Genomic DNA, 12,709 nt, shown 5'->3' with positions numbered 1-12,709 from the left:
GTTTTCCCATGAATGAAGCCACCAATCCCCTGATGGCAGCGCCCGGCGCTGCCGCTCCCCTGGACCTGTCCGCGGTGTCGCACTGGAGTTCGAAGCGCCGCGACTTTCTGCGCGTGCTCGGCTATGGCGCCGGCGCGGCGACGCTCGGGCCCCTGGTGGCCGCGTGCGGCAGCAGCGGCGCACAGACGCAGGCCGAAGCGCTTCGCGAGCAGCTCATGCGCGACGAGGCGTTCTGGACGGGTGTGCAGGGCATGTTCGTGCTCAAGCCCGAAAAGACCTACATGAACATCGGTACCGGCGGCTCGATGCCCAAGCTGGTGCTGGAAACGTTCGATGCCGAAAACCGCAAGAAGGCCGCCGACTCCGGCAGCGGCTACAGCAACCTGCTGGACCTGCGCAAGCAGGTTGCGCCCGGGTTCGGCGTGGACGCGGACGAGCTCGCTTTCTCGGCCAACACGTCGTCGGGCATGTGCCACGCCATCCTGGGCCTGGACTGGCAGCGCGGCGATGTGGTGGTCACCACCAACCACGAGCACGGCGGGGGCGACACGCCGCTCAAGATCGCGGTGGACCGCTACGGCATCGAGGTGTCCCGCATCGCGATGCCCGTGGGCAACAAACAGACGGCAGCGACCTATGTGAACCTGTTCGACGAGCGCATCCGCGCGCTCAAGGCGCAGGGCAAGCGCGTGCGCGCCATGATGTGGTCGTCCCCCACGTACAAGACCGGCACCATGCTGCCCATCGCCGACCTGATGGCGGTGGTCAAGGCGCACGAGCTCATCAGCATCGTGGACGGCGCCCACTTGCCGGGCATGATGGCCTACAACTATGCCGAGCTGGGCATGGACTTCATGTCGGGCGCGGGGCACAAGTGGCAGTGCGGCCCGGGCTCCACCGGCATCCTCGTGGTGCGCAACAAGATGCGGGCGTCCAACCCGCTGCCGCTGCCCAAGTGGTATCCGGTGCACACCAGCTCGTACGCCGGCAAGGACCGCACGACCAACGGCACCGAAACCTACGACATCGCCGCGACCATCACCAGCTGCGGCAGCGTGCACACGCCCATGTTCATGGCGCTGGCCCAGGCGTGCGCACAGTGGGACGGCATCGGCCGCAAGAAGATCGAAACGTACGACCTCACGCTGTCGTCGTACCTGAAGGAAAAGATCGTCGAGCGCTGGGGCGTGGATTCGCTCTACTCGCCCAAGGACGACCCGAAGCTGCTGTCCGCGCTGACCTCGTTCAACCCGTTCCCGAACAAGGACGACGTGATGAACGGGCCGAAATCTTCGGCGTTCGTCGCCCGCATGCTGAGCGACTACCCGCAGGGTTTCGTGATCCGCAACTCCGACTTCCCCGTCATCGGGGCGCCGGCCAACCACTACGGCGTGCGCATTTCCACCCACCTGTGGCATGACGCGCGCGACATCGATCTGCTGGTCGATGCGATGTGGGACCTGTCGCGCAAGATCTGATCCGAACCGCGCAGCGCTGCGCGGCCACCAAGCACCAAAGCAAAAAAGCGCGGGAGTCGCCTCCCGCGCTTTTTGTGTTCTGCATGTCTGCGGACGCGGCGCCAGGACGCCGCATTGCGCTCAGAAGCGGTGGCGGATGCCCACGCCGAAGCTGTTGCCCTTCGTCTGCGCCGTGATGCGGTCGTTCATGACCATGGCGTACACGTCGGTGCGCTTGGACAGGAAGTGGTCGTAGCCCAGCGTGAAGGTCTTGCGGTCGATGTCGGTCTGCGTCATCTCGGTCTTGACCCACTCCACCAGCACTTTGCCCGCCGGGCCGACCGGCACCGAGGCGCCCAGTTGCACGGTCTTGGCCTTGTTGGTGGTGTTGTCGGCCTTGGCCTGGCCGTAGCTCACGAAGGGCTTGACCATGCCAAAGTCGTAGGCGCCCAGCAGCATCCAGTCGGTCTTCTTGGTGCCCAGGTAGGCGTTGGGCACGGCGGGGTTGCTGATCTGGTCGCGTTCGTAGAAACCCGTCAGCGTAAGGGGCCCGCCGAAGTAGAAGAAGTTCGCGCCGAAGTTCTTCTTGCCGTTGTCGCCCGGCTGCTCGCCGAACTGGTACTGGATGTTGGCCGAGAAGCCGCCGAACTTGGGCGTGCTGTAGACGATCTGGTTGCTCCAGCCCGTGTCGGACGGCGTGGTTGCGGCCCAGCCGGTGCCGTTGAACAGCGGCACGTTCATGTGCAGGATCAGCGGCGAGAAGGTGAACGAATCGCCGTAGGGGTTGCCCACCACCGACGGCAGGAAGTTGGGCGCCATCCAGCGGCCCAGCATGACCGAGCCGAAGTCGCCAGAAAGGCTCACGTTGGCATCGCGCGAGAAGAACGTGTCGTTGGCGAAGCGGCCTTGCGAGCCGTTGTCCACCTTGATGAACGAGGTCAATTGGAAGTTGGCCTTCAGGCCACCTCCTAAGTCTTCGGTGCCTTTGAAGCCGAACCACGAGGTGGTCAGGCCGCCGCTGTCCACCACGGATTTGCGGCCGGCATCGCCCGCCATCTTGATGGACCCGGCGAACACGTCGGCCAGGCCGGTGAGCTGTACGGAGCTTTGGGCCTGCGCCCCGGCGGAACAAAGCAGCGCGGCGCCCAGCGCCATCCAATTCTTTTTCATACGACTCCTGCGAAAAGGAAAAAAGTAGGGGAAACGAAAAAAGGCGCACGGTCCGGTGGCAGGGCCGCCAAACCGTGTCAATTTGCAAATGCGTCATAGCAAGGACCGTGCCTTCCCCCTTTCTGGCGTGGGGGCATGGCTTGGAAGCGGGGCCGTGGCGAGCCCGATGCGTTAGAGCGCATCGACTTTGACTTCGCTCAACACCCGAAGGCGGTGCACCGGTCACAGTGGCGGCTCTATGTTTCCCAGCCCCAGCACCCCCACGCACCTGAAGACCGAGGCCGCCGCCGGCGAGGTGCTGCGCGAGCGCCATCAGCGGCCGGCCAGCGTGCTGTACCTGGACAGCGGCCGCGTGCTGCTCGGGGTGCGCGAGGATGGGCAGCTTCGGCACCAGTTGGGTGCGGTGGAGGGGCCCTGCTGGCTCGACGCCGCACCGGCGCTGCTCGGCCAGGCGTGCATGGTGGACATGGTGGCGGACACGCGCGTGCAGTTGCGCCGCATGCCGCTGGAGGCCTTTCGCACCGGCTTCGACGCGCTGCCTTCGCCCGCCCGCGCGCTGGTCGTCGACATGGCCCGCGGCTACTGCCAGCAGACCGAGCTGGCCGTCAGCCGGCTCGCGCAGGACGCCGAGGCCCGCTGCGCCCAGTGGCTGCTGCGGCACGCGCAGCACGACGATGCGGGGGCGTTGCGGGTCACGCTGCACCAGCGCAAGCGGCTCATCGCCGCCCAACTGGGCATCGCGCCCGAGACGCTGTCGCGCGTGCTGCGGCACTTGCGCGACCATGGGTTGATCGCGGGCACGGGCAACGTGCTCAGCCTTCCGCAGCCGGGCGCGCTGCAGATGGTGGCCGGGGGCGGCTGAGCCGCATTTTCCAGAGACGGCAGGGTGCACGGGCGGGCGCTCCGCAGCCCGCACGTAGCCGGCCCACGGCGCATCTGTTGCGTGCTTGCTGCGTCATCGCTGCGTCATCGCCGCACCGGATGCAGGCTGCGCCAGGGTGTTCAAAGGGCTCAGGGTTTCCCCCGCAGCGACCGAGGGTTCCACCCAACCCGGTGCGGCAAAGGGGCTGCGTATATTTATTCGCAACCCCGTCATATTCCGCCTGACAGCATGCCCCGCGCTCTTATCCGCCCCGTTGCTCCAGGTGCTTCGTCCACGGAGCGCCGATGACTCCGCCATCGCACGAAGTGCCCGAGGCAGAGCAGGACGCGGCCGACGATTCCCCAGGCTGGCTGCTGCCCGGCACGCTGGTGCAGCGCTTCATGCTGATCACCGTGCTGGCCGTGGTGCTGGCCGGAGCGCTCGCCGCGTGGACCGTCTCGCGCGCAGCGGGCGAGCAGGCCATGCACCGGCTGGTGAGCCAGCAGACCGACGAGGTCGAAGTGGTCGCGCGGCTGCTGGCCAGCAAGATCGAACAAAGCCAGAAGGTTCTCAGCACGGTGGCCGAAGGCATTCAGCCGGTCATGCTTGACTCGCCTTCGTCGCTAGGGTGGCTGCTGCAGCAGGGCCTGCCGGCGGTGCGCTTTTTCGACGCCATGCAGGTCGTGCGGCAGGACGGCACCGTGGCCATCAACCTGCAGTCCGGCCGGCTGGACAGCGGCTCCAACCTCGACCCGGCCGAGCGCGACAGCCTGCGCCGCACCATGCTGGAGGGCAAGCCACTGGTCTCTGGCCTCATCGGCGGGCGGCCGAGCGAGGCGCGCGTGATGTTCACCTTGCCGCTGCACCGCGAAGAGGGCACGGTGGTGGGCGCCGTGTCGGGGGTGCTGCGCCTGCAATCGCAAGGGCTGCTGCCGCCCACCATGTCGCTGCCGGCGCGCAAGGATTCGCGCCTGCTCGTCTTCACGCGCGACGGCACCATCCTCTCGCACCCCGACCCGGCGCGCGTGATGGGCAGCGTGCGCGACGAACCCGGGCTTTCGGAAGTGTTCGCCCGGTCGCGCGACAAGGAGCAGCCGGTGGCGGGACGGGCCTTCACCGAACGGCTGCCAGGCCACGTGGTGAGCCTGGCCGGCATGCCCATGACGCAGTGGACGGTGGCGCGCGTGAGCGATGCGCAGGCCCTGCTCGCGCCGCTGCAGGGCGCTCAGCGCCGCGCCGGTTGGCTGGCCGCTGCGCTCATCGGCGCGGCCGCGCTGCTGGCCGTGGCATGCATGGCCTGGCAGGCCCAGCCGCTCGCCCGGCTGTGCCACCGGGCCACACGGCTCGGCCTGCGCGCCCCCGGCGCCCATGAAGACGATGCCTGGCCGCAGGGCGCGGGCGAAGTCGATGCCCTTGTTCTGGCCTGCCGGGGCCTGCTGGACGAGCGCAGCAGTACGCAGCTGCAGGCGGGCCTGCTGCGCGGGCAGTTGCAGTCCATCCTGGACCATGCGCCCACGGGGATCATCATCACGCGCGGCGAGCGCCTGGACGTGGTCGGCCTGCAGGCCGGCCGCATGCTGGGCTACGAGCCGTCGCAGCTGAAGGGCCGGCTGGCGCGCATGCTCTACGTGAGCGATGCCGAATACGAACACCTGAAACGGCGCGTGCGCGCGGAATTCGCGGCGCACGGCACGTTCGACGGCGACGTGTGCTTTCTGCGCCAGGACGGCAGCGCGGTGTGGGCGAGGGTGCTGGGCCGTTCGGTGCGCGGCATTCCCGGCGGCGCAGGCACGGTATGGATGCTGGAAGACCTCACCGCCGCGCGCGAGGCGCGCCGCCGCGAAAACTGGGCCGATGGGCTCGATTCGCTCACGCAGCTGGCCAACCGCGACGCGTTCAGCCAGCGCCTGCATGCCCTGCTGGCCGACCGCGCGGCTCGCCCCGATGCGGTCCCTGCGCACCCCGGGGAAGAGGCAGGCGAGGGCGTGGTGCTGTTTCTGGACCTGGACCACTTCACCGTGGTCAACGCGATCGCCGGGCACGACGCGGGCGACGACGTGCTGCGCCACGTGGGGCGCCTCATCGAAACGCAGGTGCGGCCGGTGGGCTGGGCCGCGCGGCTGGGCGGCGATGAATTCGCCGTGGTGCTGCCCGGCTGCCCCCTGGCCCGCGGGCTGGCCATTGCCGAGCAGCTGTGCGCCGCCGTGCGCGCGTGGGAGCCGTCGTACCAGGGGCGCAGCTACACGCTGGGCGTGAGCATCGGCCTGGTGCCGCTGTCCAGCGGCGTGTACGACGTGACCGCCGTGCTGCACGCCGCCGACATGGCCTGCTACGAAGCCAAGCGTGCAGGCCGGGGCCGGGTAGAAGTGCGCTCGGTGCAGGGCGGCCGGGCCGTGACGCGGGTGGCCTGAGGGCGCATGCGTTCCGCAGGCACCGGCGCGGGCTGTCGATAATCGTCCACCGTGCCCCACCCACCCCGTCCACTGCCGCGTTCCCTGGCCTTCATCGGCGGTTGGGCGCGTTGCCGATCCGCCATGCGGTGGGCTCTGGCGTGGCTCGTGCTGTCGCTGGGCGTGGCCATCGCTTCCCCCATCGTGCATCCGAAAGTGGTCGAGTGGGTTTGCAACAGCGCTGGTTCAGTGACCGCCATCGTGCACACCGATGCGGGCGTGGAAGATGCCGGGGCGGTGCACGCGGACTGTCCGCTGTGCGTGTTGACCGGGCCGCCGGCCCATCCGCCCTCGCTGGTCTTGCCGGCAGTGCTGCCGCTGTCGCTCGCGGTGCAGTCCATTCCCGCTGCACGGATTGCCGCTGCCACCGCGGCACCGCTCCCGGCCCGCGGGCCGCCACGGCTCTGCTGACCGCCACTTTCGAAGTCGCGGCGCCTGGGTAACTTTTGCCACGGTCCGCGATGTTTTCGCACCGATCAGCGGCGCCCCATGGGGCGCCCTAGAGAGCCCTTCATGCAACGAATCATTCCGCTGCCCCTCGCACTGGGTGCCGCACTGCCCTGGCTGGGCCTGAGTGCCATGGCCCAGGTTTCCACGCCCGTAGACACGGGGGACGCGCGCAGTCCGTCGCTGCCTGCCGTCACCGTCACGGCGCCCGCCACCCCTGCGGCCCAGCGCAGCCCCAGCCTCGCCACCGGTACGGCGGGATCGACGCTGGACTCGCCGTTTTCCGTCACCACCGTGCCCGGCGAACTCGTGCGCCAGCAAGGCGGCACGACGCTGCAGGATGCGCTGCGCAACGTGCCCGGCGCACAGGCCGACTCGGGCTTCAACGGTTCGCATACCCAGTTCTTCATCCTGCGCGGCGCGGTGACCGACAGCGGCACCGGTTCCAACCGCGTGCTGCGCGACGGTGTGCGCCTGTCCAACTACCCCTACACCCCGGCCTTCGTCGAAAGCGTGGAGGTGCTGCGCGGCCCGGGCGCGGCGCTGGGCGTGCGCAGCGAGCCCGGCGGCACGGTCAACATCGTCACGCGGCAGCCGCAGTGGTCGAACTTCGGCAGCGTGTCGCTCGGTGCGGGCGGTCACGGTGCCCTGGAAACCACGGTGGACCTGAACCGCGTGCTGTCCGCCGAGAACGAACTGGCCGCCCGGGTCACGGCCACGCGGTCGGATGCCAGCGAATGGCGGCATGTGAAGGACCGGCTGGACGGCATCCAGCTCGGGCTCGCCCAGAGCGATGGCAACCGCTACCACCTGCGTGCCAGCGTGGAGGCGACCAACCAGACCTACCAGCCCGACTACGGCCTGCCCGCGCTGAACGGCCGGCCAGTGGCCGTGCCGCGCGACCGCCAGCTGGGCGAACCCTTCGGCGACTCGACCACCGACAACCGCATTTACAGCCTGCACGGCGATGTCGCGCTGTCGGCGGACACGCGCTGGTCGGCCGATTTCACGCACCTGGAGGCGCAGTCCACATCGATCAAGAACCTGCTGAACGGCTCGCCCCTGGCCGGCCAGCCGGCCGGCACCTATGCCAGGGTGTCGGCATGGGAGCCGGGCACGCAGCGCAGGATCGATGCGTTCTCGACCGCGCTCGCCAGCACCCGCAGCGCGGGCGCCCTGACGCACCAGCTCTACCTGGGCGCCGAGTACTACAAGGAAACGTTGAACCAGCCGTCGCTGTCGGTCCCGGCTGCCACCAGTCCGCCGATCAACGTGTTCAACCCGGTCTATGGCCGCGTCACCGCGCCGCCGGCCGGGGCGGTGCTGGCGCAGAGCCTGACGACGCAGAACCTCGAGTCCTTCGCGGCTTCCGCCCAGGACCAGATCGACTTCGGCGCGTGGTCGGTGGTGGCGGGCCTGCGCTTCGCGCGGCAGCGCTTTCTGTATGGCACGGCGGGCGTGCTGCCGGTGGAGGAGTCGCGCTGGAGTCCCAAGCTCGCGGTGCTGCGCCGGCTGTCGGATGCCGACACTGTTTATGCCAACGTGTCCACCGGCACATCGCCCAACCAGGTGGCGTCTTCGTCCAACCAGTCCTTGCCCTCGCGCCGCGCGGCGCAGGTCGAAGTGGGCTGGAAATCGCTGTGGCAGAACGGCCTGATGGTCAGCGATGTGGCGGTCTATCGCCTGGACCAGAAGAACATGATCGCGGCCGACCTGAGCACGCCACTGAACAATTTCGACTTCACCACCGCCGGCAGCGCGCGCTCGCAGGGCATCGAGGCATCGCTCACCGGGCAGGTGACCGACCGGGTGAACGTGGCGCTTACCTATGCCTTCACCGATGCGAAGTACCTGCAAAACCCGGTGTACGGCGGCATGGCCGTGCCCAACGTGGCACGGCATGCGGCCACGCTGTGGGCGCAGTACGCATGGGATGCGCGGTGGAAGACGGGCGCCGGCCTGTCTCTGCAGAGCCGCCGGTTCGCCGACGAGGCCAACACCACGGTGCTGCCCGGCTATTCGCGTGTCGACCTGAGCCAGACCTGGGTCTCGCCACTGGCCGACGGCCAGAGCATCGAGGTGCAGGCGACGGTGCGCAACGTGTTCGACAAGCACTATTTCGTGTCGAGCCACCTGCACGTGAGTCGCTGGATCACGCCGGGGCAGGGGCGCAATGCGTTCGTCTCGGCCACCTACCGTTTCTGACGGCCGGCGGCCTTAACGTGCCATCGCGCCCAGCGCCCTCAGCACGTTCTCTGCCGTCGCGGGGGCGGTCAACTGCACGGGCTGCCGGGCCGCTTCGGCGGGCCGCGCCGCGGCAATGGCGTTGCGCAGCGCCTCGTACACGCTGATGGCCAGCATGAACGGGGGCTCGCCCACGGCCTTGCTGCCGCCCACGTTGTCCTCGCGGTTGGCCTCGGGCCACAGCGCCACGGTGAAGCGCTCGGGAATGTCGCCCGTGGCCGGGATCTTGTAGGTGCTGGGAGCGTGGGTGGTGAGCAGGCCCTGGTCGTTCCACACCAGTTGCTCGGTGGTGAGCCAGCCCATGCCCTGCACGAAGCCGCCTTCGATCTGGCCGATGTCGATGGCCGGGTTGATGCTGCGGCCCACGTCGTGCAGGATGTCCACGGCCAGCACCCGGCTCTCGCCGGTGAGCGTGTCGATGGCCACTTCGGTGCAGGCCGCACCATAGGCGAAGTAGTAGAACGGCCGCCCGGTGAGGGTGGCCTTGTCGTAGTGGATCTTGGGCGTGCGGTAAAAGCCGTCGCTCCACAGCTGGATGCGGTTGGCATACGCCTCTTTCACCACGTCGCCCCAGGCGCGCACCGAGCGGGGCGTGATGACTTGTCCGCCTGCGAACTGCACCTCGCTGGCGCCGCAATGGTCCATGCCGCACACGAACGCGGCCAGGTTGTCGCGCACGTGGCGCGCGGCGAACTGGGCGGCGCGGCCGTTCAGGTCGGTGCCGCTGGAGGCGGCGGTGGCGCTGGCGTTGGGCACCTTGCTGGTGTCGCTGGCAGTCACCAGCACGTGCGCCAGGGGAACGCCCAGTTCATCGGCCACGATCTGCGCCACCTTGGTGTGCAGGCCCTGGCCCATCTCGGTGCCGCCGTGGTTCACCTGCACGCTGCCGTCGGTGTACACGTGCACCAGCGCGCCGGCCTGGTTGAACAGCGTGGCGGTGAAGCTGATGCCGAACTTCACGGGCGTGATCGCCAGGCCGCGCTTGAGCACCGGGCTGGCTGCATTCCAGGCAAAAATGGCCTCCTGCCGCCGTCTATATTGGCTGGATTGCTCTAGTTTTGGTAGCAGATCGTGAAGGATGTTGTCCTCCACCGGCATCTGGTAATGGGTGACGTTGCGGTCGGTCGTGCCATACAGGTTGCGCAGGCGCACGTCCATCGCATCGCGCCCCAGCGCCCGTGCGATGTCGCCCAGGATGGCCTCGATGGCGATCACCCCCTGCGGCCCGCCGAAGCCGCGAAACGCCGTGTGGCTCTGCGTGTTCGTCTTGCAGCGGTACGAGGCGATTTCGACGTTTTCGAGGAAGTACGCGTTGTCGCTGTGGAATACCGCGCGGTCGGCCACCGGGCCCGACAGGTCGGCCGAGAACCCGCAGTTGGCCGCCATGCGCAACCGCAGGCCGGTGATGCGGCCCGTGGGGTCGAAGCCCACGTCGTACGCGTAGGCGAACGGGTGCCGCTTGCCGGTGACCATGAAGTCTTCGTCCCGATCCAGCCGCAGCTTGACCGGGCGGCCGAACTTGTTCGCCGCCACCGCCGCCCACACGGCCAGGTGGCCGGCCTGCGTCTCTTTGCCGCCGAAGCCGCCGCCCAGGCGCCGGCACTCCACGCGCACGGCGTGGTTGTCCAGGCCCAGGGCGTGCGCCACCCAGTGTTGCACCTCGCCCGGGTGTTGCGTGCTGGAGTGAATGCACCACTGCCGCTGCTCTAGCGGCAGCGCGTAGGCGATCTGGCCCTCCAGGTAGAAATGCTCCTGCCCGCCCACCTCGAAGCGGCCCTGCAGCCGGTGGGCCGCGCCAGCCAGGCCAGCCTCGGCATCGCCGCGCCGCACGAAGACGGGCGGCAGCACATAGCTTTCGGCCGCCAGGGCCTCGTGCACGGTGAGCACGGCCGGCAGCGGCGTGATGCGAGGCACCACGGCGCGGGCGGCGCGGCGCGCCTGCATCACCGACTCGGCCACCACCAGGCCGATCACCTGGCCCACGTGCTGCACGGTGTCGATGGCGAACACGGGCTCGTCGTGTGCGAAGGCGGCCAGCAGCTTGTCGCCCGGCACGTCGGCGCTGAGCACCACGCCGCGCACGCCGGGCAGGGCCAGCGCCGCCGTGGCATCCACGCCCTCCAGCCGGCCGTGGGCCACGGCGGAAAGGATGGGCGCGGCGTACAGCGTGCCCTTTACCTCGGGCAGGTCGTCGATGTAGTGGGCGCTGCCCGCCACCTGGGCGCGTGCGCTTTCATGGGGGTGCGACCGGCCCATGGTGCGGGCCGGGGCGGGCGCGCCTTCCGGTGGGCTGGCCTCGGGCGTTTGCGGGCCGGCCGCGCCGGCGGCGTTGGCGGCCAGGGCGACCGGGTCGTCTTCCGCGTCGCGGCTCAAGGGGGCTTCGTCGCGCGAGTTCATGCCAGGGCCTCCGGGCGAAGTTGTTCCAGCGACACCGGCATGGAGAGAAGCGCGGCGTGCTGCGTGCCCTGGCTTTCCAGCCAGAAGCGCTGCAGCAGGCCCGCGAGCACGGCAAGGCGGTATTCGCCGCTTGCCCGCATGTCGGAGATGGGCTGGAACTCGCCTTGCAGCGCCGCCACGGCACGCTCGATGGTGGCGGCGGTCCAGGGCTGGCCGGCCAGCGCGGCCTCGGTCAGCCTGGCGCGTGCGGGCGTGGCGGCCACACCGCCTGCGCCCAGGCTGGCGCGCTGTACGGTGCCGTCGACAACGGTGAGATTCAGCACCAGGCACACGGCGGAAATGTCGTCGTCGAAGCGCTTGGACACCTTGTACGCCGCCAGCACTTCGCCGGGGGCGGGCAGCGGCACTTCGACGCGCGCCAGCAGTTCGTCCGCCGCCATCACGTTCTGGCGGTAGCCGGTATAGAGGTCTTCCAGCGCCAGCGTGCGTTCGCCGCGCACACTTGCCAGCACCACGCTGGCGCGCAGCGCGATCAGCAGCGGCATCGAATCGCCGATGGGCGAGCCGTTGGCCACATTGCCGCCCAGCGTGCCTGAGTTGCGCACCGGCAGCCCGGCAAAGCGCGTGGCGAATCGGTGCAGCACGGGCCAGTGGGCCTGCAGCGCATCGAACGCATCGGCCAGCGGCACGGCCGCGCCGATGCTCAGCCGGCCGGCCTGCGTGTCGATGCGGCGCAGTTCCTGCGCACGGGTCACGTCTAGCATCTGCGTGAACTGGCGGTGCTGCTTGGTGATCCACAGCCCCACGTCGGTGGCGCCGGCCACCACCTGGGCATTGGGGTGCGCGGCGCGGGCGGCCAGCAGTTCGGTGAGTGTTGCCGGCGCCAGGTAGGCGGCGTCCGGCGAGGGATCGGGATTGGAATCAGGGTGGGCCAGGGACTGCAACTGCCCGATCAATCGCGCTTCGTCCACCGGCCGGCGGGGCAGGGCGCCCATCTGCTCGGCCGCGTCCAGGATGGGGCGGTAGCCGGTGCAGCGGCACAGGTTGCCCGACAGATCCTGCACGGCCAGATCTCGCGTGACGGTACGGCCCTGGCACACGTGGTTCTGGTACATGCCGAACAGGCTCATCACGAAACCGGGCGTGCAAAAGCCGCACTGCGAGCCGTGGCACTGCACCATGGCCTCCTGCGCAGGGTGCAGGGCTGCGGCATCTGCCGAGGCCGCAGGAATCAAGGGATCCTGTGCCAGGTCTTCCACGGTCCAGAGCGCCATGCCGTCGATGGAATGCGCCAGACGGATGCAGCTGTTCACGGCCCGGTAGCGCACGCTGCCGTCCACCGCCTCGCCCAGCACCACTGTGCAGGCGCCGCAGTCGCCCTCGCCACAGCCTTCCTTGGTGCCGGTGTGGCCCAGGTCTTCGCGCAGCACCTCCAGCAGGGTGCGGTCGGGGGGCACCCGGACCAGCGTTACAGGCTGGCCCCGGCGGATGAATCGCAGCGGGCGTGAAAGGGTCATTGCGGTGTGCGGAGCAGGTTTCGATCGTTGGGGCAGGCGTCGCGCCGTTCCGGGACAGGGTAGGGGCCCGAAGGCTGAAGGCGCATATGGGCGAGCGTATAACGACCATGCGCCGGGCGCCATGCCCCCGAACCCGCCGCCGCAGTGCGCGGGTGCTGCCCCCGC

8 protein-coding genes are annotated in these 12,709 nt (G+C 69.3%); 5 read left to right on the top strand and 3 right to left on the bottom strand.

The features are described from left to right. Nucleotides 1-32: 32 nt before the first annotated feature. On the top strand, nucleotides 33-1,478 hold the full coding sequence (locus BLT03_RS13130) for an aminotransferase class V-fold PLP-dependent enzyme (protein WP_434802398.1): 1,446 nt from the start codon (nucleotides 33-35) through the stop codon (nucleotides 1,476-1,478). 120 nt (nucleotides 1,479-1,598) lie between these two features. Here the strand turns inward: BLT03_RS13130 and BLT03_RS13125 are convergent, their stop codons facing one another. After that, on the bottom strand, nucleotides 1,599-2,627 hold the full coding sequence (locus tag BLT03_RS13125; protein ID WP_092744207.1) for a porin: 1,029 nt from the start codon (nucleotides 2,625-2,627) through the stop codon (nucleotides 1,599-1,601). A 238-nt stretch (nucleotides 2,628-2,865) separates the two neighbouring features. Between BLT03_RS13125 and BLT03_RS13120 the strand changes: the two genes are divergently transcribed. The 4 genes from BLT03_RS13120 to BLT03_RS13105 all read left to right on the top strand — a co-directional run bounded on the left by BLT03_RS13120 (nucleotide 2,866) and on the right by BLT03_RS13105 (nucleotide 8,591). Next, entirely contained in the window at nucleotides 2,866-3,489 is a 624-nt protein-coding gene (locus BLT03_RS13120; protein ID WP_092744206.1) for a Crp/Fnr family transcriptional regulator, read from the top strand. A gap of 305 nt (nucleotides 3,490-3,794) precedes the next feature. Continuing rightward, nucleotides 3,795-5,900, top strand: coding sequence for a sensor domain-containing diguanylate cyclase (locus BLT03_RS13115; RefSeq protein WP_092744205.1), 2,106 nt, complete (start codon nucleotides 3,795-3,797; stop codon nucleotides 5,898-5,900). Nucleotides 5,901-6,023: 123 nt separating this feature from the next. Then, a complete protein-coding gene (locus BLT03_RS13110) occupies nucleotides 6,024-6,350 on the top strand; it encodes a hypothetical protein (RefSeq protein ID WP_092744204.1) in 327 nt (108 codons plus the stop codon). Between the two features lie 102 nt (nucleotides 6,351-6,452). Continuing rightward, nucleotides 6,453-8,591: a TonB-dependent receptor gene (locus tag BLT03_RS13105; protein WP_245711374.1), complete on the top strand. Its 2,139-nt coding sequence runs from the start codon at nucleotides 6,453-6,455 to the stop codon at nucleotides 8,589-8,591. Between the two features lie 12 nt (nucleotides 8,592-8,603). On the opposite strand, the gene xdhB is transcribed toward BLT03_RS13105, so the two are convergent. Both xdhB and xdhA read right to left on the bottom strand, forming a co-directional pair. After that, the gene (xdhB, locus tag BLT03_RS13100; protein WP_092744203.1) at nucleotides 8,604-11,027 is read right to left on the bottom strand and encodes a xanthine dehydrogenase molybdopterin binding subunit; all 2,424 of its coding nucleotides are present in this window, start codon (nucleotides 11,025-11,027) and stop codon (nucleotides 8,604-8,606) included. Next, a complete protein-coding gene (xdhA, locus tag BLT03_RS13095; protein ID WP_092744202.1) occupies nucleotides 11,024-12,544 on the bottom strand; it encodes a xanthine dehydrogenase small subunit in 1,521 nt (506 codons plus the stop codon). The genes xdhB and xdhA overlap by 4 nt, the downstream gene beginning before the upstream one ends. Nucleotides 12,545-12,709 lie beyond the last annotated feature (165 nt).

It is taken from the genome of Paracidovorax valerianellae (assembly GCF_900102625.1).
GTDB classification, from domain to species: domain Bacteria; phylum Pseudomonadota; class Gammaproteobacteria; order Burkholderiales; family Burkholderiaceae_C; genus Paracidovorax; species Paracidovorax valerianellae.
This window is presented reverse-complemented; position numbering and strand designations above follow the sequence as displayed.

Bases quoted from the DNA above. Each gene is read 5' to 3' on its own strand.
- BLT03_RS13115 (WP_092744205.1), top strand. From the start codon at position 3,795: ATGACTCCGCCATCGCACGAAGTGCCCGAGGCAGAGCAGGACGCGGCC.
- BLT03_RS13110 (WP_092744204.1), top strand. From the start codon at position 6,024: ATGCGGTGGGCTCTGGCGTGGCTCGTGCTGTCGCTGGGCGTGGCCATC.
- BLT03_RS13125 (WP_092744207.1), bottom strand. From the start codon at position 2,627: ATGAAAAAGAATTGGATGGCGCTGGGCGCCGCGCTGCTTTGTTCCGCC.
- BLT03_RS13130 (WP_434802398.1), top strand. From the start codon at position 33: ATGGCAGCGCCCGGCGCTGCCGCTCCCCTGGACCTGTCCGCGGTGTCG.
- xdhA (WP_092744202.1), bottom strand. From the start codon at position 12,544: ATGACCCTTTCACGCCCGCTGCGATTCATCCGCCGGGGCCAGCCTGTA.
- BLT03_RS13120 (WP_092744206.1), top strand. From the start codon at position 2,866: ATGTTTCCCAGCCCCAGCACCCCCACGCACCTGAAGACCGAGGCCGCC.
- xdhB (WP_092744203.1), bottom strand. From the start codon at position 11,027: ATGAACTCGCGCGACGAAGCCCCCTTGAGCCGCGACGCGGAAGACGAC.
- BLT03_RS13105 (WP_245711374.1), top strand. From the start codon at position 6,453: ATGCAACGAATCATTCCGCTGCCCCTCGCACTGGGTGCCGCACTGCCC.